This window comes from Streptomyces sp. NPDC056161 (assembly GCF_042268025.1).
Classification (GTDB): Bacteria; Actinomycetota; Actinomycetes; order Streptomycetales; family Streptomycetaceae; genus Streptomyces.
In genome coordinates this window covers 105,995-128,859 of the sequence record NZ_JBHJUV010000014.1, presented here as the reverse complement: position 1 = coordinate 128,859, position 22,865 = coordinate 105,995, and the positions used below count along the sequence as shown (strand labels likewise).

Annotated in this window: 19 protein-coding genes; all 19 read right to left on the bottom strand. The window is 72.4% G+C overall.

The genetic code is table 11. The features are described 5' to 3' along the window. Positions 1-109: 109 nt before the first annotated feature. Positions 110-661 (bottom strand): hypothetical protein, encoded by a 552-nt coding sequence (locus ACFC09_RS15610; RefSeq protein WP_376527871.1) that lies wholly within the window; start codon positions 659-661, stop codon positions 110-112. 229 nt (positions 662-890) lie between these two features. Further along, entirely contained in the window at positions 891-1,274 is a 384-nt protein-coding gene (locus ACFC09_RS15605; protein WP_376527869.1) for a hypothetical protein, read from the bottom strand. Then, the gene (locus ACFC09_RS15600) at positions 1,271-1,882 is read right to left on the bottom strand and encodes a hypothetical protein (RefSeq protein ID WP_376527867.1); all 612 of its coding nucleotides are present in this window, start codon (positions 1,880-1,882) and stop codon (positions 1,271-1,273) included. Before ACFC09_RS15600 ends, ACFC09_RS15605 begins: the two co-directional genes overlap by 4 nt. Before the next feature lie 11 nt (positions 1,883-1,893). Further along, the gene (locus ACFC09_RS15595) at positions 1,894-2,706 is read right to left on the bottom strand and encodes a hypothetical protein (RefSeq protein ID WP_376527865.1); all 813 of its coding nucleotides are present in this window, start codon (positions 2,704-2,706) and stop codon (positions 1,894-1,896) included. Further along, positions 2,703-3,413, bottom strand: a complete 711-nt coding sequence (locus tag ACFC09_RS15590; protein WP_376527862.1) for a hypothetical protein — start codon at positions 3,411-3,413, stop codon at positions 2,703-2,705. Before ACFC09_RS15590 ends, ACFC09_RS15595 begins: the two co-directional genes overlap by 4 nt. Beyond that, positions 3,413-4,114 (bottom strand): hypothetical protein, encoded by a 702-nt coding sequence (locus tag ACFC09_RS15585; protein ID WP_376527859.1) that lies wholly within the window; start codon positions 4,112-4,114, stop codon positions 3,413-3,415. The genes ACFC09_RS15590 and ACFC09_RS15585 overlap by 1 nt, the downstream gene beginning before the upstream one ends. Positions 4,115-4,229: 115 nt before the next feature. Continuing rightward, positions 4,230-5,102 (bottom strand): glycosyltransferase family 4 protein, encoded by an 873-nt coding sequence (locus ACFC09_RS15580; RefSeq protein WP_376527857.1) that lies wholly within the window; start codon positions 5,100-5,102, stop codon positions 4,230-4,232. Between the two features lie 269 nt (positions 5,103-5,371). Continuing rightward, on the bottom strand, positions 5,372-5,548 hold the full coding sequence (locus tag ACFC09_RS15575) for a hypothetical protein (RefSeq protein ID WP_376527855.1): 177 nt from the start codon (positions 5,546-5,548) through the stop codon (positions 5,372-5,374). A gap of 10 nt (positions 5,549-5,558) precedes the next feature. Further along, the gene (locus ACFC09_RS15570) at positions 5,559-6,209 is read right to left on the bottom strand and encodes a hypothetical protein (protein ID WP_376527852.1); all 651 of its coding nucleotides are present in this window, start codon (positions 6,207-6,209) and stop codon (positions 5,559-5,561) included. A gap of 8 nt (positions 6,210-6,217) precedes the next feature. Continuing rightward, on the bottom strand, positions 6,218-8,308 hold the full coding sequence (locus tag ACFC09_RS15565; RefSeq protein ID WP_376527850.1) for a hypothetical protein: 2,091 nt from the start codon (positions 8,306-8,308) through the stop codon (positions 6,218-6,220). A 59-nt stretch (positions 8,309-8,367) separates the two neighbouring features. After that, positions 8,368-13,230, bottom strand: coding sequence for a hypothetical protein (locus ACFC09_RS15560; protein ID WP_376527847.1), 4,863 nt, complete (start codon positions 13,228-13,230; stop codon positions 8,368-8,370). Between the two features lie 54 nt (positions 13,231-13,284). Next, entirely contained in the window at positions 13,285-13,935 is a 651-nt protein-coding gene (locus ACFC09_RS15555; protein WP_376527845.1) for a hypothetical protein, read from the bottom strand. Continuing rightward, positions 13,926-14,768, bottom strand: a complete 843-nt coding sequence (locus tag ACFC09_RS15550; RefSeq protein WP_376527843.1) for a cupin — start codon at positions 14,766-14,768, stop codon at positions 13,926-13,928. Before ACFC09_RS15550 ends, ACFC09_RS15555 begins: the two co-directional genes overlap by 10 nt. Positions 14,769-14,848: 80 nt before the next feature. Continuing rightward, entirely contained in the window at positions 14,849-16,555 is a 1,707-nt protein-coding gene (locus tag ACFC09_RS15545; protein ID WP_376527841.1) for a major capsid protein, read from the bottom strand. Positions 16,556-16,654: 99 nt separating this feature from the next. Further along, on the bottom strand, positions 16,655-17,074 hold the full coding sequence (locus ACFC09_RS15540; protein WP_376527838.1) for a hypothetical protein: 420 nt from the start codon (positions 17,072-17,074) through the stop codon (positions 16,655-16,657). A 27-nt stretch (positions 17,075-17,101) separates the two neighbouring features. Next, positions 17,102-20,479, bottom strand: coding sequence for a phage minor head protein (locus tag ACFC09_RS15535; RefSeq protein ID WP_376527835.1), 3,378 nt, complete (start codon positions 20,477-20,479; stop codon positions 17,102-17,104). Further along, the gene (locus ACFC09_RS15530; protein ID WP_376527833.1) at positions 20,472-20,690 is read right to left on the bottom strand and encodes a hypothetical protein; all 219 of its coding nucleotides are present in this window, start codon (positions 20,688-20,690) and stop codon (positions 20,472-20,474) included. The genes ACFC09_RS15535 and ACFC09_RS15530 overlap by 8 nt, the downstream gene beginning before the upstream one ends. Continuing rightward, on the bottom strand, positions 20,687-22,426 hold the full coding sequence (locus ACFC09_RS15525) for a hypothetical protein (protein WP_376527831.1): 1,740 nt from the start codon (positions 22,424-22,426) through the stop codon (positions 20,687-20,689). The genes ACFC09_RS15530 and ACFC09_RS15525 overlap by 4 nt, the downstream gene beginning before the upstream one ends. Then, on the bottom strand, positions 22,426-22,764 hold the full coding sequence (locus ACFC09_RS15520; protein ID WP_376527828.1) for a DUF1360 domain-containing protein: 339 nt from the start codon (positions 22,762-22,764) through the stop codon (positions 22,426-22,428). Before ACFC09_RS15520 ends, ACFC09_RS15525 begins: the two co-directional genes overlap by 1 nt. Between the last annotated feature and the right edge of the window lie 101 nt (positions 22,765-22,865).

Genomic DNA, 22,865 nt, shown 5'->3' with positions numbered 1-22,865 from the left:
CCGGCCGGACCGCCCGGCGGGGCGTAGAGCTCCAGCCGCGCCCGCTCCCGCGCGGTCTCATCCTCCGCCGCGGCGTAGATCTGCGCCTCCGCCGCGTTCAGAAGCCGCCTCAGCGGCCAGTCGTGCGGGCTGATCCCCTTGAGCGCGAGGCTCCCGTCCCACGCGTCCCAGCCTTCGGCGAGGGCCCGGCAGAGCCGCCAGACGACGTAGGAGGGCGGCGGCCTCCCGTGTAAAGCTCCACCGTCCAGTCCAGGAGCTGGAGGAGCGTCCGGTCCGGGAGACGCAGGTTCCATGCCGGCTTCGCTCCGCCGCCCTCGACGCCGTCCGCGTGCTCCCGCGCCTCCTCCCACGACTGGAAGGACTTGAGCGTCTTCCCGGCCTCGACGACGTCCACGCGGGTGATGAGCGCGGCGGACTCCGGAAGCATGAGCCGGGAGAGGAACACCCTCAGGCCGGTGGTCACCTTCCGCAGCTGTTCCACGTCCGCCGCGTCCAGGTCCTCCACGTCAACGCCGGACTCGCGTTTCTGCGTCTCCCGCATCTCCGCGTAGGCGTCCAGGTACTCGTCCCCCATCACCTCCGCCAGGAATTGCAGCTCCAGGCCGAGGCCGGGGATCTCCGCTACGTGCGGCTCAGTGTTGAGCGCGAAAGTCTTCCTCACGGGCCTAGTCCTTCTGTGCGACGCGCCATCACCCGGCCCACAACCAGCGGCGTACGCGTCCAGGAGACGAAGGGTAGCCGGGCCCGCGCGTGGCCGTGGACGGCACGGAGGCCGCTCCCCGCCCTCCCGGCATGAGGGGCCCCCGGCCAGGCCGGGGTAGAGGGGAGCGGCCTCCGCCGCTGCACTGACCAGCTCCCAGCAGGCTGACACGCCCACCCGGGAGGGTCAACTACCGCCCCAGCCGCAACGCGCGCTGGAGCCACGGGTTCGGCCGTGTCCCGGGATGCCGGACCAGGCGAGTGAACACGACATCCCCGCCGGCCTCGAACCGAAGCACGCCGTTTCGCTTTCTCGGGCGGATCAGGTGAGGCCTCGTACCCTCCAGCGTGAAGCGGACGGCCGGGTGATCGCACGTCACCACGCCCCGGAGGGCACCGCCCGGGCCCGGTTCCACCCGCCAGTCCACGTAGGCACCCATGGAGCCGGGCGCCTCCCTGGCGGCGATCTCCGCCACCTTCCGGGTCCGCTCCTCCAGGCGCCGCTCCACCAGGCCGTTGCGGAGCCGGAGCAACCGCGCGAGGGCGCCCGGGTTGATCCGCACCTCCACGCTCATGACGTCCCGTCCTCTCCCGGGCAGCGCCCGCACCCCGGCAGCGCCACGGTGACCCGCTGCTCCAGCCCGACGCACCCGCCCTGCGGCCCGACGATCGTCTGTGCGCCCATCACGAACCGGCGCGGCCGGCGCGGGTTGGGGCCGATGCCGGGCAGGCAGCACCAGAGCGCGGAGTAGACCGTGGCCGCGTCCACGTGCACCGCGCGGGCGGCCTCGGTCAGCTCCTCGCACGAGGGCGGGCACCCCTCCTCGTCCATGACCGGCGCGCACCGCAGGAGGGTGATGACGAGTTCGGCGGCGGTGAGCTGTGGCGGGACGCAGCCGCGGACGCCCTGGACGGTGGTGTCCATGGCCGGGAACCGGTCCCCGGCCGGATAGACCCGGGCCACGGACACGGTCAGCTGCCCCGGCGCGCCGCCCAAGACTCCGCCGCACCCCTCCAGGGCGTCACAGCCATCCCACGCCACAGCGCCGGGGATCACGCAGGCGCGGCAGGGACAGCCGAGGGCGCCGTCCACGCCCTCCTCCTTCGCGGCGTCCAGCGCGGCGCACACGCACCCGAGGACGGCCTCCGCCAGGTCGTGGACGGAGTACGGCGTGAGCGGCATGAACGGGCCTCCTACGGCCAGGTGGTGACGCGCGGACGCTTCAGGTCCGGCGAGTACACGCGCGAGGGCGAGCGCAGCTTGTACGGGTTGATGGCCATGAGCCAGGTGTCCACGACCGGGAGGCCGGTGAGGCCGGCGGCGTAGAGGAGCGTCGGGTCCTGGCGGTCCATCTCCACGCCCTGGCGGACCACCTTCGTGGCGTTCCGGTTCGCGCGGCACCCGCAGGAGCCGCCACCGCACCCCTTGAGGAAGTGGCAGGTGAGCTCGGACACGGCCGCCACCGCGGCGTCGTCCAGCGGCAGGCCCCACCGGTAGGTCACGGTGAGCGTGCCGGGCGCGCCGGGAGGCTCGTGCATCTCCTGGCACTTCGGCCACTGCTGGCCGCCGAGGCGCACCAGGCGGCCCGGCGCGTCCACCCGGTACTCCAGGCCCGGGACGAGGATATGACCGCCGTCGTTGACCTCCAGCACGTCATACACGGGGCCGGGGAGGTAGATCTCGGACAGCTCCGAGCACGAGCAGGAGCTCTTGCACCCGCACAGGGCGGCGTTGCGCCACACCCCGCCCGCGTCGATGTACGGCACCCACCCGCCCGTGGACGCACCGGTGACGGCCTGGAACGAGATCGGGCCGGCGGTGTCCAGGCAGGAGCGGGAGCACGGCCGCACCGTCACCGGGCACGGCCCGTACCGCATCCCCGAGAGGTGCCACAGGATCGTGGACGCCACCCGGGTCCACCGCTCGACGTCGGCCGGGTCCTGCTCGCTCACGTCGCAGCACAGGGCCGTGGGCCAGGGTTCGCACGGCCCGATCTGGAGACTCACCGCCGCCTCCTGGTCTCGTACGGGCTCGGTCGGCGGAACGTGGCCCGGATGTGACGGCCCACCATGCCGTTGGTGAAGGAGTCCGGCATGGTCGAGAGGAACGGGCTCGTCGTGTTGAAGTTGGGGCCGCGGTGAAGGACCTTGACGTCCCGCATCCGCGTCCCGCCGATCCCGGCCAGAACTCCGAAAGCCGTGCGTTTATGAAGCACGTCCAGGTGACGGCCGATCTCCAGCGCGGCCAGCATGCCGCGCTTGTTCACCGGGAGCGGGACGTGGAGTTCGTAGGACAGCGGGTCCTCATGGCCGAGCGACACCAGGAGGTCCCGCGTCTCCCGGAGCCCGCGCAGATACGAGCCGTTGCCGCGGGTGGCGTAGTACGCATCCACCTCCCGCACCGGCCCGCGGTGGAACACCGGCATGGACTCCACCGGCTCCATGAGAAAGAAGTCGTCGTTCGCGTAGATGAAGGTGTCGGAGACGCCTGGGTGCTCGCACACGGCGCGCATGGCCGCGGTGGTGTTCTTGTACTTCGTGTTCCCGGCCTGGTGGGTGGGGATGTGCTCCACGCCGCCCGCCCACGGCGGCCGGTAGCCGACCAGCCACACCCGCCGGTGCGGGAGGTTGGCCGCCATGGAGCGCAGCGCGTAGCGCAGCGACTCCCCGGAGCCGCCCTCCCGCACGGGGATGACGAGGTCCAACTCACCCATCAGGAGGCCATGCAGAACTCGCCGGCCACCGGAATGTAGGTGGTGGACGGCTCCGGCGGCGGCGTGGACGTGATGAAAGTTCGGCGGTGGCAGGTCGGGCCGAGGGGGGCGAGCATCGGGCCGGGGGTGCCGGCGGCGTCCTGCGCCTGGACGTCGTACGGGCCGGTCCCCCACTTCCCGCCCGCCCGGGTGGAGCCGGTGAGCTCCAAGTTCACGGCCTCACTGGCCAGTTCGAGGTCCCCGAGGAGACCGCCGGCGACCCAGGGCAGGAGGAAGTACACCCAGCTGCCGGTGGCGGCCTCGTCCTCACAGACGTCCTCGCCGAGGACGTCCGTCCAGACCTCCAGGGCGAAACCGCTGTTGCAGGGGATGGAGCAGGAGTCGAAGCCGACCGGCTTGCCCTCCCAGTCGAAGTAGACCGGGCTGCCGGTCATCATCTCGATGAGCTCCGGGGATGCCTGGAAGAACGTGAAAGTGAGGTCATACCCGTTGAGCGTCGGGCATCCCTTCTTATAGCCGCACTGGCGGCCGTTGGCGGCGGTGAACGTCACGTCGGTGCCGTCCTCGGTGTTCGCCGCCATCTGCACGGACGCGAAGCAGTCCGTGACGTAGGAGGAGTCGTCACCACAGACGGGGCGGCCACAGCCGTCCACGCGGGTGATCCGGACGGTAGCCGCGTTCGAGATGAGGGGAGCTGCCACGGTGGCCCTCCAACAGGGGAGTTGGACGGCTCGGCCCACAACCAGCAGCGAAGACGCCCGGCCTAACACCAGCGGCTACCAGGAGTCTAGCCGGGCCGCGCTCCGCTCACCCGGGTCAAGCCCCTCGGGCCCCGGGGCGCGCCCTCCTGGCCCGTACGCGGGCGCACACGGCCTCAAACTCCGTGAGGTTGGCCTGGTAGTCGAGGGTGCCCGCGTGCGCGCGTGCAGCAGCCGACACCGCCCCGTACGCGGCCGGGTCGTCCAGGCGGCGAATCTCGGCTACCCACCGGGCGGTGTCGTCCCGGTCGACGTACACGGCGGCGGTACCGAACGCCTCCCGCATCCCGGGGAGCGGGGACGCGATGACCGGAATCCCGCAGTGCATGGCCTCAACCCCCGCGCGACCGTAGGACTCGGTGGTCGACGGCATGAGGAGGACCCGTGTCCGCCCGTACACCGCACGCGGGTCCATCCGGTCAACCACCTCGACGTTCGGCAGCTGAAGGTCCACGGCGTGGCCGGCGGCGCGCACGAGGAGGAACCCCACCTCCGGCATGCGCGCGGCGACCGCGGCCAGCACGTCGGCGCCCTTTGCCACCGTGGACCCAGACAGCGTGACCAGACGGCCGGACTCGGTGCGGTAGCGGTCCGGGTCGATCGGCGGCGGGAGCACCACGACGCGGCCGGGAACGTCCCCGTAGTGGCGGCGGCACGCCCAGGAGGGGAACCACGCGGCCTCCGGGCTCCCCAACTCCCGGTTCTCGGACATCCCGTGGACCATGAGAACGTGGCCGGGGTGCGGCACCTGGGCGACGATCCGGGCGGCGCGCCGGTCCCCGTGATGCGTGATCAGGAGCTCCGGCCGCGCGGACCGGATCGCGCGGCGCCAGTGCCGGAGCGGCCAGACCGTCACACCGTCGACCGTGCGCGGCTCACCCGGCTCCCGGATGGTGGTCACCACCTGCACGTCATGCCCGGCCGCAGCCAAATACCGAATGTACTCGCGCGTCGTGATGAACGCGCCCGTGGGCAACCCGCCGTGCCCATAGACGGGGAGGATCGCCACAATCCTCATGGGGGCCCGGCGCCCCGCCCGACGCGCAGGATGTTGGGCGGGGCGGGCAATCTCGGTGGTCATAATTCTCCCATAGCTGGTGATCTCCTACGGGGCGGTGCGAAGGAACCGCCAGTTGGGGTCAGGCGGTGGGCTGGTATCGGAGCGGGTCCACGCGGTACGTACGTCCGCAGCCCCCGCCATCACTCGACGCCCGGGAGCGGCGCGGCGGTCTCGTCCAGGCTCGCCAGGTAGGCGGCCTCGTCCACCTCCTCGTAGCCCAGCTCGGCGTACGGCGTGGCGTTCTTCAGGTTGTAGACGGCCTGGACTCCCTCGCCGGGGCGGGTGAAGTACCGCGCCCCGCTTGCGTTGTCGCTCACATCGGCCCCCTCAGTCCGAGATCTTGTGGAAGAACACGTACGGGTTGTTGATCGTCGCGGCCTGCAACGTGCCGCCCGCGATGTTGCCGGACAGGGCGCCGACGGTGCGGACGATGATGCCGCCCGTGGTCTGCACGCGGCGTGTGATGGCGCCCTGGCCGCTGTGGCAGGTCTGCATGGACGTACCGGTGTTGAGGGCGTACTGCGCCTGGCAGAGGACGTCGAACCCGATCAGACCCTGGCCGTCGATCTGGAGGCCGAGCGAGACCCACGCGTTGACGTTCGGGTCGACGTTGACGCAGACCTGGCCCCGGCCGGTGGCCGTGACCTCGTACACCCCCGGCTCCGGGAGGACGGCCGCGGCGCCGGTGGCGACCCATTGGCCGGTAAGTGGCAGGCTGATCTGCGCGCCGCTGATCTCTCCGTTGACCGGGGTGAGGCGGGCGCCGATCTGCCAGGTGTCCGGGCAGTCCTGGCCGCCGGTGTCCGTCACATCCACGTCCACGGACCGGGAGGCGCCCACGTTCCCGCCGGGGGCGATCCCGGACGGGACGGTGCGGGGCACCAGCAGCCCGTCCGGCGAGACGGTCAGGGCGTTGCACGCCTGCGGGTCGACCGCGGGCGTGCCGCTGCTCACGAGTGATGCGTCGGTTCCTGCCATCTCTCCGCCTAGCGATAGGTCCAGTTGAGGAGGTAGGCCGTGCTGGCGGTGGCCCCGGTGAACGAGGCCACCGCCAGTGCCTGATCTCGATCCTTGGAGACGGACCACGTCATCGTGACCCCGGCCGGGATGGGGACGCTCGTGCCGTCCGACATGGTGACCAGGACGCTGTCCACCAACGCCGCGATGCTGACGCTCTGCAAGCCAGGGAAGGCGCCGGCGAGGTTCTGCACCGCAGTGCCCGTTACGTTGCGTACGCCGGTCAGAACGGGCTGGTCGGGCTGCTGGCCGCAGACGGTGACGGTGCCCGTCGTCGTGTAGGCGGTCGTACCGTCGAGCCCGGTGTCCAGGAGCCGGGTCAGCTGCCCGGTGGTGTTGTCCACGGTCCAGTGCCGCAGGAACGGCCTGGTGCCGGCCGGGGCAACGTCGCATAGAGGCTGGACGATGCGGTCCACCTCCGCGACGCTCGGGGCCTGCGTGCACGAGGGGCAATCGCCGACCGCTCCGACCGGGGTGTACGGCTGCCCATCGAGGGTGCGGTCTACGGTGGTGACGATGGCGCCGTTCGCGCAGTCCAGCACCCTCACGCGCTCGAAACGGTTCCCGCAGCCTGCTGCCGGCGCTGCGGGGACGGCGGTGATCCCGAACTGGTCAAGCGTCCAGGATTTCCGGGCGCCGTCCTGGTTGGTCTCCAGGCCGACCGCGTACATGATGCGCCCGGCGAGGAGTTCCGCCATCGCCACGTCGGCGGTGAGGACGACGGTCTGAGACCGGCCGACGGGGAAGTTGTTGGCCACGGCGACGCTGTGGACCATGGTCGGGCCGTTGAAGAGGCCGACGGTGCCGTCGGCCAGTACGCCCGCGTCCGGCCCGTCGTTCGTGACGTGCGTGCTGATGGTGAGCGTCACGGTGTCCGTGTCGCAGCACGGCTCCTCGACGGTGACGAGGCAGGCGGTCGCCCGGAACGTGCCGTTCGCGCCGCCCGTCGCCGACTCGGGCAGGACGACCGATCCGCCGTCGAAGAACGCCGTCCCGTCGACCGGCGTGTCCCACGTCAGATTGGGGAACCGCTTGTGCAGAGGCGTCGGATCGGTGTTGGCGACGGTGACGGTGAGCGGCAGCGGCGTGGAGTCACACAGGGTCTCCGTGGTCACCGTGCGGCAGGGCTCCGCGCACACGCCCACGGTGCCGGTCGGCTGGTAGGGGCTGCCGTCGAGGAGGTAGTCCGTGTGGCCGGTGATCGCCCCGGCCTCGTCCCTCCGGTAGTCCCGGATCATCTGGACGACCGTGCCGTCCGCCTGGACGTCGCAGAGCTGCACGATGTCCTGCTCGGGCTGCTCCACCCCGGCCGGACACACGGTCACTTCCCCCTGCGGGGTGTACGTGGCGCCGGTGGTCGCGTCCACCAGGCGCACGCCGGCGATCGTGCCGTCCGCCGCGTAGGAGTACTCGATCAGGACCAGGCCGAGGACGTCCGCGGTGGCGGAGTCCACGTCGCAGAACGTTCCGCTCACGGTGATGGTGCCTGAGTCCCCGCATGCCACGGTTCCGGCCGGCGGCGCGCCCGCGGAGAACGCGCCGGTGCGGAGGTTGAGCCACCCCTCGCTGGTGACAGTGCCCGCGCAGTCCCGGACCACGGTCACGGCGATGGGGGTGCCGTCGGGGAGGCAGAGTCCGACCGTGGCCGTGGGCTGCGTCGGGGAGGCGCACGGCGCGCCGTCCGGGCACACGCCGATGTGCGCCCCGCCCGGGAGGGCGACGGGCCCGCCGGAGACGGCGTCCACGATGCGCGGGAACCCGGACGCGGCGCCGTCCGCGTCGTAGACCTGCTCCGCCCGGACGTGCTGCAACACGTTCCCGGTGGCGTTGTCCAGAACGCACAGGGGCCAGGTCTGGACGCTGCTACCCGGCTCGGCGGCGGTCGCCCCGCAGGAGGTGAGGGTGCCGACCTGCACGTAGGCCGCCCCGGTGGCGGGGTCCACCAGACGGGTGCCGACCCGGTCGCCGCTGATGGTGTCGTAGACGGGCTCCACGAGGACGGTGGCAGCCACCGTGCCGTCCGGGAGGACGTCGCAGAGGAGGACGGTCTCCACGTCCACGCGGGGCGTAGCCGCCGCCCCCGAGACAATGACGGGCCCCTGCCCGCAGCATCCGGCCATTACAGGGTCACTCCCCTGGTGTAGGTGACGGTGACGATCCCACTCACCGCCGTGATGGTCAGGGGGCCGGCCAGGAGCGCGTCCCCCTCCTTCTGCGTGGACCAGGTGACGGACTCGCCCTGGAAGAGCGTGGACGTGCCGTCCGCCGTGGTGATCTCGCCGGTGCCCGTGTGGGCGGTCGCGGTGACGGAGCGCAGCGCGGCCACGGTGGCGGCGTCCCACGTCCCGCCCATGAGGAGCTCCACGCGGCCGGCCTGGACGCCGAGCGCGGGCTCCGCGCCCTCATCCACGGACGTGCAGTCCACAGGCGCCGTGGGCGTGTACGGCGCGGCCAGGTCCGAGGTGTAGGTGCCGATGCTCGTCAGGACGCCTGTGCAGTCGACGGCCAGGAGTTCCACGTACTCCGTGTCCGCGAGGCCGTCCCCGTCCGTGTCGTCACACCGGCACGCGGAGAGGACGTTCTCTGCCGGGCACTCCGGCTCCGGCCCGCCGCATACGCCCACGGCGCCGGACGGGGTGTACGGGGTGACGCCGTCCAGGGCGGTGTCCGTGACGGTCGGGGTGTCCGCGCCGGGCTGGAAGGTGAGTTGCCGCAGGAACGGCGCGCTCGTGCCGTCCGTGGCCAGGTCGCAGAGCTGGACGACCTCCGTGTCCGGGCCGGGCGCGGCTCCTCCGCCCCCGCTACCGTCCCCGCTGCACGTGCCGACCTCGCCGCGCACCTCGTACAGGCTGGTGCCGTCCAGGGCCAGGTCCCGGGTACCGGTCGGAGCGCCCGCGCAGTCGAACACGATCGCGCGGAGGAACGGAGTGGACTGGACCGTGAGGACGTCGGAGCGCACGTCCTCCGGCAGCACCAGCAAGTCCCTGTTAAGCGCTACCCCGGGGCTGCGGTCAGAGATCCGAACCGTCACCGCGCCCGAGGCCGGGGCCACGAACTGGACGGGCGCCTCGGCCACGAACCCGGGGCTGGCACCCGCTCCGTTGCTGATGTTCCGCGTCTGCGACGCGATGACGGTTGTACCGTCCAGGACCTCCACCAGGTACACCGCACTCTGGGCGGCGGGGTCGGGCAAGCCGATGCCACCCCATGAGGTCGAGAACCGGAACTGATAGCCGATGCCCGGGAGGAGGCCGCTGACGGTACGAGCCGCAACGCCGTTCGGCGGCACGTCGCCGCCCGAGTAGGCCAGGACGCCCCCGGCCGTCACGTTGCCGGTCAGGGTGAAGGTGCCAGCGGGCAGGGGGATCGGCGGCGCCGGCGAGTACACCAGGTCACAGAGCTGCGTGAGCTCGGTGTCCCCGCACGGCTCGGGTTCCGGGCAGCACGCGGCGTCTCCTCCGCTCCCGCACGGCACGAGGCGCTGCCCGGCCGGGATGGTGTCCTGGCGGTCGCCGTTCTCGTCCAGGTAGTACACCTGGCCGCCGGGCTCGATGACCTGCGTCCACACCCGCGGCTCGTAGTCGTAGGTGGCGATGACGTGCAGGATCATCCCGGCCTCGTTGGGCGACGGGCAGGAGACGGCGGGCTGCGTCTCCAGGATCTGCACGACGATCTCGTTCTGACCGGCGCGCCCTCCGGGAACGGCGGTCGGCGGGAACGCCCATGCCGGGTTGGCCAAGAGGCCGCCCGCGACCGGCTGCCACGCACCGTCATTGAGACGCCACTGCTGGACCTTGTTGTCCGCGTTGAGGACCGTCGCGGCGATCCGGATCGTGTCCGGGGCGACGTTGGCAGGCAGGTTCCACGAAGCGCGGGTGTACCAGGTGCCGGGGACCGGCGGCGACGTCTCCCCCGCGGTAGGGCAGACGGTGCGGTTGGCGTGCGGGCTCACCCAGTGCGCCTTGTTCGGCGCGGTGTCCGTCGCCGTCCACACCGGGTTGGGCGTTACCCGGTACATCGGGTGCCACAGGCCCGTCAGGTCCGGCGCCCACTGCCAATCCGTGTCCACGCCCGAGGCGGCGTTGGCCTCGTTCGTCAGGAACTCGCTGCTCCCGGACTCGACGACGCAGACCTGACGCGTGATCCGGTCCGGGCTCGGGCACTTCGTCAGCTCGGAGCCGGCCGGGAGCGTGTACGGGTCGCCGGCGAGATCGGTGAGCCGCTGCTTGACCAGGTCGCCGCTCTGGTCGTCATAGACGCGCTCGGCGATGACCTGGCCGGTGATCTCCCCGTTCGCCTGGTCCCGGACGCACAGGAGCGCCGTCTCGACGTCCACGCGAGTCTCCGGAGGCGGAGCCTCACAGCACTCCTGCGCGGGGGTGCACTGGCCCACCTCACCGGTGACGGTGTAAGGCAGCCCGTCAAGGGTGGTGTCGTGCGTGGCGATGACCTCGCCGGTCTCGCAGTCCACGGTCTGACGACGCATGAACTGCGTGGTGCGGGGCAGGGCGATGTCGAGACGGCCCGTGACGTAGTTCGGGCCGCCGCCGTCGCGGACCTCGATCTCCACTGTGTTCGGCCCGGCCGTGACGGGGATCTGCGCCGTACCCGAGGTGGCGGGCTGGTTCCACTGCCCGTACATCCCGGCGTCGATGCCGTTGATGCGGACGCGGGCCGCGCCGTCGCCGCGGAACGCCACGGACTGGGCGACGGCCACACCGTCCTCCGGCGCCGTGAACGTCTTCCGCAGCACCCAGCGGACGGACCAGGTGTCATAGCCGGTCCCGGATCCGGGCCCGCCGCCGTTCTGGTCGGCGCGGGGCGCGAGCGCGGGCACCCCCATGGTGGTGCCGTAGCGGGCCGGGTACGGCATCGCGGCCTCCGGGCCCGCGCCCGGGTTGGCGCCGGTGAAGCTGACGACCTCCCATCCGTCCGCGTTCGGCCGGTTGGCCGGGTCGAGCACGGTGACCGTGTCGGTGGCCACGGTGTCACACAGCAAGGTCGAGGAGGCGTCCCGGCACGGCTCGGCCGCCGGGGTGCAGGTGCCGACCGCGCCGGTGGGCGTGTGCGGGGTGACGCCATCCAGGAGCGTGTCCGTGACGGAGGTCACCGCACCGTCACAGTCGCGGCAGACGGTACGCAGGAACGCCGTGGTGACGGGGGTGACGAGGAAATCCCCGACAGCGCGTTGCGTGGTGTTGAGGCCGCCAGTCCCGTCAGTCGCAAACTCCAGCTCCGTGACCGGGCCGGGGTGCATGAACCGGGAGACCGGAGACGTCTCCGACACCGGGCCGGCCGTCGCTACGGAGGAAAGCATGCGGGTGGCGGGATCCCAGAGGTGTTCCGGGGCGAGCGACACCAGAACGGTGCCGGGCGGCATCACCAGGACACCGACACCGGTTGACCGGCGGCCGACGCGCGCGCCCCACTCCACGCTCACCGCGCGGTCGAACGTGACCGGCAGCGGTCCCGCGCTCGGGGACGGGAGCAGCGCCACCGGCCACCAGTTCTCGATGGAGCTGGTGCCGCTCGCGACCGACCAGCTCACCCCGTTGGCGAGGGTCCCGGACCGGGCCAGGGCCGTGTTCGCGGGGGCGAGGATCGGCGCCGTGTCCGTGTTGGGCGGCACGTCACACAGCGGGACGGTCCCGCAGTCACGGCACTGGTTCGCACAGCGGCCCACGGCCCCGGCCGGGGCGTACGGGGCGCCGTCCAGGCCGTAGTCGGTGTGCCCGGTGATCTGCCCGCTTGCCGAGTCGCGCCGATAGTCCCGTACGAAGGCGGTGACCGTGCCGTCCGCCGTGGTGTCGCAGAGGACAGTGAGGTCCTGCTCCGGCTGCTGCTGGCTGCCTCCGTCCGGGCAGCGGCGCAGCTCCCCTTGGAGCGTGTACGTGTTGCCGGTTCCCGGGTCGACCAGGCGCACGGAGGCCAGGGAGCCGTCCGTGTTGTAGGAGTACTCGACCAGGACGAGGCCGAGGACGTCCCCGCTGGCGGGGTCGGTGTCGCAGAGGAGCCCGGCGAGTTCGAACGCGCGGGAGTCTCCGCACGCCATGGCGCCGACCGGGGGCGGGCCGCTGGTGTAGGTGCCGGTGGTGAGGTTGAGCCACCCGTCTTGGGTGACCGTGCCCGCGCAGTCCCGGGTGACCAGGACGGCGAGCGGGGTGCCGTCCGGGAGGCAGAGGCCGAGCGTCGCGGCCGGCGTCGTCTGCTCCTCACACGGCGCCGGACCCTGGCCGTTGTCCTCGGCGCACACGCGGACGGTGCCGGTCACCGGGTGCGGCGTGACGCCGTCCAGGGCGAAGTCCTCATACGTGGCCGTGCCGTTGAGCCACGTCATGCGGCGGAGGAACGGCCCGCCGTCGTCGCAGAGGGTCAGGGTCTCCGTCTCCTGGCACCCGTACTCGCAGCCCACCGGCGAGGTGGGCGTGTACGGGGTGGAGGGGTCGTCCTGGTAGGTGAGGACGAGCTCTGCGGAGCCGTCCGGCTTGATGCACCACAGCTCGGTGTACGTGGTGTCCGCGGCGCCGTCGCCGTCCGTGTCGTCACACCGGGTCCGGCACACGGTGTCCAGGCACCCGGCGTCGCACGGGCCCGAATCGGCCGGGGCCGGGCCGGGCGTGAACACGCCGGAGAGCGGATCAAGCCACCCGACCACGGCCGGGGCCCCGGCGTCCTCGCCGCACTCGGCGCACCCGGAGCGCACCACCACCAGGACCGTGGAGCCGTCTTGGCGGCACAGGGTGGTGGAGGTGATGGACGGGGAGCAGCAGCCGCCCGTGTCGCACGGGCCGGCGTCGGCGGGTGCCGGGCCCGCCGTGAACGTCCCGCTGGCCGGGTCGATCCAGCCGGCCACGGCCGGGTCTCCGGCGTCCTGGCCGCACTCGGCGCACCCGGACCGTACGACCAGGAGCACGGTGGTGCCGTCCGCCCGGCACAGCGGTGTGGAGGCGATGGACGGGGAGCAGCAGGCGGTGAGGTCCACGGGCGTCCCGCCGCCACCCCCCGGAGCGCACCGGATCGGCTCAACTGCCACGGGTCAGACCTCCCGGTGGGCGCGGCGGGCGTGGATCTCCACGCCGCGGGGTGAGTCGAAGGAGCGCGGGCATGCCGGGCACGGGTGAGGTTTCGCGGCCGGGTCGCTTGAGTCGCTGTCCCCCGCCGTGTCCCCGGTGTCCGCGTGGGTGTCCCCGCTGGTCGCGGCCGGTACCGGTCCGGCCGTGTCCTCCCGTCCGGGACGCGGGTCCCCGGACGTGTCCCCCACGATGTCCCCGGTGTCCTCCAGGGTGTGGAGCTCCCCAGCCTCGAACGTGGGGGCATCCTCCAGCGGCGCGAAATCCGGGGGTGGGAGCGGGGCGGAGTCCGGGCCGTACAACGAGGGCGGGACCTCCGGGAGCGGCTGGCCCGGTGCCGCCTCCCGGAGGCCGTCTACGGTCGCCACACCGGTAAGCTCCGGCGCGCCCTGCGGCGCCGGCGGCGTGGGTTCCCCCTCCACGGCCACGTAGGCGCGGCCGTCGACCAGGGAGCCGCGGAGCAGGTCTTCCGGCATGTCCGTGAAGAGGTGCGGCGGTACGCCGAATGCCGAATGGCTGACGGTGCGGACCTTCGGACGCTGCGCGACGGCCCACCGGGCGAAGGGCACCCGCAGGTGCCGGGCCGGCTGGACGGTGATGATCGTGTTCACGCGCATGCCTCCACCTGGATCGCGCACACGGTGCACGTCGTGCCGACCACGTACGTCCGCTCCACGAGCACGCGCCGGTCGTTGTTCCGGATGTTCACCGACGCGGACCGGTCCGGGATGACGTCGAGTGGGCCGCGCCGGATATGGACCGGCCCGGTGATGTACAGCCACGCGGTGCCCGGTTCGGCGGGGATGCCGCCAGGGCCGGTGTTCTGCGCGCTGTAACCGGCGCCGATGACCGCGCAGTTCCCCGCCAGGGTGCGGAGCGTGCCCGTGGCCGGGTCCTCGCGCAGCACGTTGCAGCAGCCCAGTAGCGCGGCCACACCGGCCGGCACGTGGAGGGTGCCGATGCCGCCGTAGGACTCCGCCAGGCAGCCTTCCAGCGCCGCTACGCCCTGGGCGACGGACACCGGGCCTGCGGCCGGGGTGAGGTCCACGACGTCGGTGGTGAGCCGGTTGGACCAGAACGCGGCCTCCAGGCCGTGCTGTTCGCCGAGGTCCATCGTCGCGCGGGCGTGTGCCACGGCCTCCGTGTAGGTCCAGCCGAGGGTGGAGCATTCGGCGCCGGCATACAGCGTGATCGGGGCAGCGTGCTCCACGGTGGGCCGGCAGAAGTGCTTTTCGGGCCGCTCCCCTGGCGACTCCTCCCCGGGGGAGTCGTCCGTCAGACACGGGTCCTGCCATTCCAGGACGGGGCAGCAGCCGAGCGCCATCCACTCCACGCCCATCAGCTCGTGGACGTCCTCGACGTCGTCCACGGTGGTGCAGGCGTTGAGGATGCCGTGCGGCAGCGGGGTGCCTGGAATGGGCTGGACGAGTTTCCGCATCCCTGCGGGCATGCTCCACCTCCGTGGACGTCATCAGGGTGTGGCGGGCCCGCGGTCGGGTCGCGGGCTCGCCACAGACCAGGTGGTGGAGGTCAGCTCATCGCGCCGGCGGACTCGCCCGCGGCGCAGACCATCTCCAGTTGGGCGCCGGTCGCGCCGTCCGGGCAGACGGGGACGGTGACCAGGCGGGTGTCCACGGAGCGGTCGACCAGGGCGGTGCACTCCTCCGCGAAGAGGGCCGTGTAGTCGTTGTACCGGAACTTGGTTGAATCATGAATTACCCCCAAGTTCACCTCCTCGCCGCGCCCGATCACCAGCGAACCGCTCGGGTACATCAGGAACTTGACGGCACTCGGGAACGCGGTGGCCGGGGTCAGGCCGCCGATCTCGTCCGGCACGGCCGGGTTGAGGCCGCGCGCGAACTGGACGCGCACGCCCAGCTTGGAGAACGTGTCCTGGATGCAGTTCGGGTCCAGGTCGCAGATGTTGACGCCGTTCTGGCGGGCCAGGTCCGCGAGGAAAAGCTGACGGGACCAGTACGGGAACACGACCTCCAGCGCGGTGGACTCGCAGAGGCTGTGACGCTCGATCATGTCGGCGCTCTGGAGGGCGACCGCGGCGAACACCGCGGACAGCGCACCGAACGACGGGTCCAGGGTGACCTGGGTTGCGGCGTTGAGGGCCTGCTGGAACAGGTACTGCTTGACGCGGATCTCGTGCGCCACCATCGCATTGCGCAGGTACCAGCTCACGAGCTCCGGGAAATGCCTCTGGGTGAGGATGCCGGCTTCCAGGCAGACGCCGATGGCGTCGCAGCGGACCTCGACCGGGTCGGGGCACGGGATGCGGTAGCACGGCTTCTCGGCGCCGTTGATGTCGTCGGCCTCCGTGTGGACCCACGTCATCGCGGCCACGTCCAGGCTGAGCGGCTTGTAGTAGCGCAGGCCGCCGCGGGCAAGCTGGATCTCGGGGGCGTCCCAGAGGAGGTCCGGGCACGCGGTGTCCGTCAGCTCGTAGATCGTCTCCGACGGCGCGCACCAGCCGCCGGACGCGACCAGGTCCCCCTGCGGCAGGCGCCGCTGGTTCGAGGCGGTCAGGGACACGGTGGTCCCCTCCGGCGCGCTGGAGCTGTCGGTGACAATGAGCTCCTGCGAGTACGGGTGCCGGTAGCTGATGACCTGCCCCACCCCACCGCCGGCGGTCTTCAGGGCGTTGGCGCGGCTGATGATGCCGGCGGTGATGTCCCCGAAGTCCAGCGGCGCGCCCGGCGTGTAGCCGGGGACGTCCACCGCGGCGGTGATGCGAGTGGTGGGGGCGGGCGCCTCGGGCAGGACGCGCGGCTGGACCCGGCGGACCGCGGAGAGGTTGAGCGCGGGGCGGGCGACGGCGGCGGCCGTGGCCGTGGGCGCCGGGGCGGCCGGCTGCTCGGGCGCGGCCGGGGCGGGCGGGGTGGTGTCGGTGGAGGCGGCGGTCTCCTCGCCCTCAGTGCTCTGTGCCGGGGGCTGCTCCGTGGAGGGCTCGTCACCGCGCACCCGGGCGGCCATGGCCTCGATCTCGGCGGCGGCGGCCTCGGCGGCCTCACGGCGGGTGCGCTGCTCGGTGCGGATGGCCTCCGCGCCAGCGGCGAGCGCGCGCATCTGCTGGAGGGAGTCGTCGGTGGCCTGGTCCTGTGCGGCCAGGGCCGCGAAGGTCGAGGAGGAGACGCTGAGCGCTTCAGTCAGGTCCTCGTCCGTGAGGGTGGTGAGGAACGCAGAGTCGGAAAGCTGGGTGAGGTCCTGCGGGAGCTCGAACTCGGCCATGGGTCGGGTCTCCAGAGTTGAACTGGGGACCCGGCCCAAAACCAGCGGTCTGCTAGGGGTGAATAGTAGCCGTCGACCAGGTGCGACGGCAGGACGCTGCTACCGGGTGGCCGGTGCTGGGCCGGCCGCGGCCTTGAGGGGGGAGCCTGACGCGGTGAGCGCGGCGCCCAACGGGTACACCACGGTCCCCTCACCGGCAGCGCGGACGACGGCGCCCTCCACGGTGCGGTCATCCGCGGCAGCCTTGAGCGGCACGCGGTCACCGGCGTTGCGTACGGGGGTGGCGGCGACAACGACCGGGCCGTCACCGCCGTGGAGCACAACCTCGTAACTCCCCTTCGGCCAGGAGAAGTAGACGGCATCCCCCGTCTTCTTGTCCCGGACCACGCTGGAGGCATAGCGGTCAGCTACGGCCTCACTCGTTCCTGCTGAGGAGGAGGTGAAGGCAGGGCGGGTAGCCGTGCCGGCCTTCGGGATGACCTCAAAAGTCTGGCGCTTGTTCTGGCACGCGCACGCCATGGCGGTGCTCCTTTCTCGGGGTAGGGGTCAGAACCGGGCCGGGGCGCCGGCCGGGGTGGCGGCGAAGGCCGCGGCAAGCCGCTCCACCTCCGCGCGCCGTGTCTCATCGCGCTCGGTCTGGCGGCGGGTCAGGGCGTCCAGGAGGCCGTCCAGAAGCTCCGGCCGCGCGGAGAGGGCGGCGGCGACCTCTTCCAGGCCATCGGCCGCCGGGGCCGGGCGCTGCGCGGCCGTGTCGGTGGTGGGGGGTGTGCTCGCGCCTGCGGGCTCGGCGGCCGGGGCGTCGCGTCCGGGAGCGACGGCGGCGGAGGCCGCGAGCGCCAGATTCGAGCGCTCCACCGCGGCGGCCAGGAGCGGGGAGGAGTGGCCGGGCACGGGCACGGAGAGAACAGCGCGGAGCTGCCAACGGCCGTCCGGGGCCTGCCGCATGTGGTAGCTCGGCTGGCACGCCGTAAACACCGTCCGGTCCCACTCGCTGAGCCACGGGGCCGCCGCGCCCGAAAACCACAAGCCGCGGTCGTTGAGGCCGCACGTGACCACCGCCGCCACCGTGCGGGTGTCATCGAACTGGCAGGAGGCGGTGTCGCATTCCGCGCCGTCCCGGGAGTGCGGGACGTTCATGGTGAACGCGCCGGCCTTGACGTACGTCCCGTCGTCGAGCTTGAACCGCGCCCGGAGGAAGTGCGTCATGTCCAGGGCGCCGAGGGACTCGATGGTGAGCTGGCGGCCGGGGTACCCGGCGTGGGGCTCCCCGGCCTGGGCCACCCATCCGTAGATCCGGCCGCCGCTGTAGTGGACGCCACCGCTCCCGGGCGGCAGCTCCTCCAGGGTCGGCTCACGGAACCAGGCCGCGGGCATGGGGTCGGCGTCCTGCATCGCCGTCCAGGCGGAGGCGACGAGCTCCCCCATCACCTCATCGGACACCGGGTGCGTGTGCAGGGGCGCGGAGGCATCCACGGCGGCGGAGGCGGTGGTGTCGGTCTGCTGGCCCTCGGGGATGGAGGAGGCGCCGACGTAGAGGCCGGGGCGGAGGCGGACCAGGTGGCCGTCCTTCACCGCGGCGTTGAGGTGGCCGCGGGCGGTGGACACCGCGATCTGCACCATGCGGGCTACCTCGGCGGCGCCGACCGGGGACGGGGCGGAACGGACGTAGTGGACGACGCGCTTGCGGGTGTCCCCGGCCGCCGTCACCTCCTGCGGCGCGGCGGACGCGGCGGACGCCGGGGCCTGGTCGTCCAGGGGGTCCAGGACGATACGGGCGCCCGCGAACGCGGGAACGGCCACGAGTGTGGCGCCACGTAGCCGGGCGCGGGTGATCCGGACCAGGAGGTCCCCGGAGGTCTCGGAGTGCACGACCACACCGGCCTCCGGGTCGTCCGGGTCTCCGGCGGCGGCGGTGAGGACGCCTGCGCCCTCGAACGCGGCGCGCACGGACGCCGCGGTGACGGCACCGCCGGGGCCGGTGATGAGCTGCGCGGTGTGGGCCAGGCGCGCCGGGTGGCCGCCCGCTGCGGTCCAGGCGGGGGCGGTGGACGCGGTGATCATCCATCCGCCGTCGTCCAGGCGCAGCAGGGACGCGGACGCGAGGGAGGCGGCCAGCACCAGGCCCCCGTCCTCGGCCAGGGTGCGGTCCACGAACTCGATGTCCACGTCGTCCAGGTCGACGGACACGCCCAGGGGGGCCTCCTCCTCCAGGAGCATGGCGGCCTCCTCGCCGGCGTCCTGGCTGAGGTAGAGGACCCCGTCTCCGGTGATGCGGTCCCCGTCCCGGCCGAGGACGGTGATGGCACCGGCGAGTTCCGCGCCCTCGTGCCCGCGGAGCATCTCGTCCGCGTACTGGAGCGGCCACGGTCCCGGGCCAGTCCACTCCAGCGCGCCGGGGGCGAACACGCGGCCGTCGCCGGTCTCCTGGTTCTCGAACGCCAGGGCCGTGGTGCCGGGTGTGCTCCAGGCGCGGGTGGGCAGGCCGGCCGCCGCTGTCACCTCGGTGGGCATGGTCTCCTCCTCGGAGGTCAGGGGGATGTCGATGTGGTCGCCGGCGAACGCGATGCGGACGCGGTCGAAGGTGATCGGGCCAAGCCGTTCCTCCAGTTGTGCGAGGAGGGCGGGGTCATCGCTGTATGCGGCGCATACGTGCGGGACCCACGGGGAGTGCTGGGCGGGGAGCTCGGGCCGGTCGTGGGTGTCCTCCAGGGCGCTGGTGACGGCCCGGTGGAGGTCTTGGAGGCGGGGGGCGTCGGGCGGGGCGTCGCGGTCGTCGCCCACGGCCCACACCCATGACGGGGAGTCGGTGCCGGCGTTCCAGTGGTTCGCGCCGAACACTCGGCCGGTGACGGGGCTGTTGAGGTCGGCAAGCCGGGAGCGGACGCCGTCCGCGAGCTGCTGGCGCTGGTCCTCGCTCCACTCGGTGCCGTTGTCGCCGAGGAAGTAGAGGGTGAGGTGGAGCTCGCCCGCCGTCTCCGCGTCCTCGATGGCAAGGCGGTCGGCGTCCGCCGTGGTGGGGATGAGCGCGACCATGGCGCCCTGGAGGTGGCTGCCGTCGGCTGCGGCCACCAGCGCACCAGCATCCACACGGGACTCCTTCGATTCGTAAGAGGGCGCCCGTCCGGCATCTTGGAATGGAAGGGCTGCGGCGCGTTCGGCGCGGGACAGGCGCAGGCGGCACCGGCAGTTCACGGTGAGAGCGGCGGGCGCGGAAGGGTCGCCGGGCTGCATCATGTCCACCCCGCCGACGTGGAACGGCTCGTCCAGGAGCCGGAGTTGGCCGTCCACGGCATCGTGGGCGTCCCGTACGCGCTTGTCGCCGCGGGTGCGCCACTGCTTGACCAGCAGCCGGTCCGGGCCGGACAAGGCGCGGGCGGCCTCCAGCGTGGCCGTGTTCCACGCGCGGGATGCCTCCGTGGCCGCGGTGCGGGCCTGGCGGCCTGCCCCGAGCTGCCCGCCGTCCGCGGCGAACCGGGCGCGGAGCCGGTCCCGGAGCTGGTCCAGGTCTTCCCCGGCGTTCAGGCCCGCCGCCAGCTCCTGGCGCGCCGTCTCGGCGAGGCGGTCGCCCACGGCGCGCAGGAGGTGTTCCGTCGCCGTCACGTACTGGCCGATGCCTCCTGGGAGTGTCTTCCCGTCGTCGTAGCGGCCGGGAAGGTCCTTCCAGGTGTCGTCCAGTTCCCCGCCCACACCGTCGGCCGCGTTGGTGGCGGCCGTCTCTACGACGCCCAGCAGCTTGCGGACGATGCGCGGCATGCGGGAGGTCCACATCCGGGCGATGGACCCGACCGAGAACCGGGCGGCCACCAGTTCATCCGCTCCGGCCACGGCGTCCGCGAACTCGTCCGCGACCTCCTCCATGACCTGGCGGACGGTGCGGGTGACATCGTCCTCTGCCGCTTGCAACGCGGTCTCGGCGTCAGACACGGCGGGCCTCCTTCGGCATGCGGGGGTCGTCGCAGATCTGGCACCAGGCATAGCGGCCCACGACGGTGACGCCGCCCGGGTCCAGGAGGAGGAGGTCCCCGGCGAGCCGCGTGAAGGCTTTGCACGCCGGGCACCACTCCGGGGTGGCGGTGCCGGGGGTGACGGTGAGGACCAAGTCCCGTGGGCGGCGCACGCCGTGACCGGGCGTCATGCGGCCACCGCCAGGCACGAGGTGCGCAGCGCACCCGACGTCAAATCGAACGTGTGCGGGATTCCCGCAGCGAGGAGTTCGCGGCAGTAGGTGTCCAGGGATGCGGTCAGGCAGTCGGGGTCCAGGCCGTAGCGGGCGGCGACGTCGGGCAGGCGCGGCCAGGCGCCGTCCAGGAGACGCCACTGCTCGACCTGGCCGGGCTCGACGCGCAGGACGGTGTGGAGGCGGGCGGGGTCGATCTCCCGTGCCTTGGAGCGCTCGGAGCGGGGGCAGGCGGGCGTCTTGCGGAGCTTTTCCCCGGCGGCGGTGAGCGCGGTCCAGATCAGTCCGTCCGCGGCCTCCAGGACCGCCGCCGGGACCCCAGGCGCGGTGGAGGCGGGGAGGGTGTCCGGGAGATCGTGTGTCTCGTCCACGGGGAGGTCGGTTTCCGCCTGGCCGCCGTCCGTGGCCGGGGGCTGGCCCGGCTGCTGCTCGTCCTGGCGGGCGGCCTGTTCCTCCGCGGTGGGGGCGTCGGCCTCATCGAACCCGGTCTCCCGGCGGAGCGCTTCGGCGGAGATGGCGCCGGCCTTGTAGACCTCCAGCGCCGTCGCGGAGCGGTTGGCGCGCACCCGGAGGCCGCTGGTGTCGGCCACGACGACGCACCGCTCTGCCTCCGCCGGGTCCGTGGCCTGGAGGAGCGGGCGGAGCCACTGTGTGGTCAGGGCGTGCGCCACGGTGTTGAGGCGTGGCTCCACGCCGAGGGTGACGGCCTCCTCCTGCATCGCCCAGGCGGACCAGTGGTTGGAGTCCCCGAGGCCGAGCAGGATCTCAGCGGGGACGTCCAGGCCGGTGGCGAACCGGCGGATCGCCTCGTCCCTGAGCTTGAGGGCCAGCTCGTCGAAGTCGGACTCGAACGTCAACCGCTTGATGGCGCCGATGGCCTCCGCGGGCACCTCCAGGATGATCGGCACCGTGGCGGCGGCACTCTCGGGCTCGCGGTAGGCGGTCTCCGCTACCTCCATGAACACCTCAATGAGGTCGTCCTCGGCGTCCCCCTGGACCGGGGTGGAGGGGAACTTGGTCCCCTTCGGCACCAGCAGCACGCCGCGGCCGGTGAGGCGGGAGCGCGCGATGGCCGACACCGCGGCGTTGAGGAGGTGCAGTTCTTCCAGGAGGCCGAGGGAGGCCCGGACCGGGCTGTCGGCTTCCAGCCGGCGGCGGGGGTGTGCCTGCCATACCCGGATCGCGACCGGGAAGGAGTCGTCCTGCGTGGTGGCGTCCGGGTCGGCGGGCGGGATCTCCACGGGTTCCCCGTCGATCTCCGCGACCAGCGTCTTTCCCTGGGGGCGGAGTTCCTGGACGGAGAGGACGTGCCAGTCCTGGCCACCGTCCTCCTGCGGCCGGACCACGATCCACCCCTCGCCGGGGACCACCAGATGGGGGCCCATGGCGCTGAGGAGCTGAGCCTGGCCCTCCGGGCCGCCGGCGATCTGCGCGACGATCTGAGCGGCCGGGTGGTTGTCGGGGACGGGCTCGATGGTCTTGCCGTCGTCCGCGCGGCGGCCGGCGTAGAGGGTGGCCGCGTTCATGGCGCCGGACACCCACTGCGCGGCGAACCGAACCTCTGGGGTGGTGTCGTAGAACGCCCAGGCGCGTTCCTGCCAGCCCTGGTCCGGGGCCTTCGACTGGCCCCTGAGCTTGCGGCCGGTGTAGCGGGACGCGGCAGCGGTGACGACTCGGCGCGGCGCGGCGGCCATCACGCGCCGGCCTTACGGGAGTCGTCCCACCGGTTCAGGAGGACGGCGCCGCCGGCCACCGCGAACCATTCCACGCCGTGGATGACCAGCGGTGCGCGGTCCCATGTCCCGGTGGCCAGGAGGTAGGTGAGGAGGATCGCGCCGGAAAGCCACCAGCCGGTGCAGTACACGCACGTGATGAGGGTGGTGATGGCCGCGCGGACGCTGGACTCCGGCTGGCTGGTCTGCCAGTCGATGACGCGGTCCCGGACGGGGTCCAGGATGGAGTCCCACACGGCCAGCTGTGTTGCCCTGTATCCGGCGAGTGCCAGAACGGCGAGCACTGGAATTCCGATCATTTCCGCCCCTTGCAAGATCCACCGACGGTCGGCGGAGCATCATAGGCGAATCTCGGAGCGTTCCTGTCGGGCGTACTGGCTGGTCAGGACCGCGTTTTAGA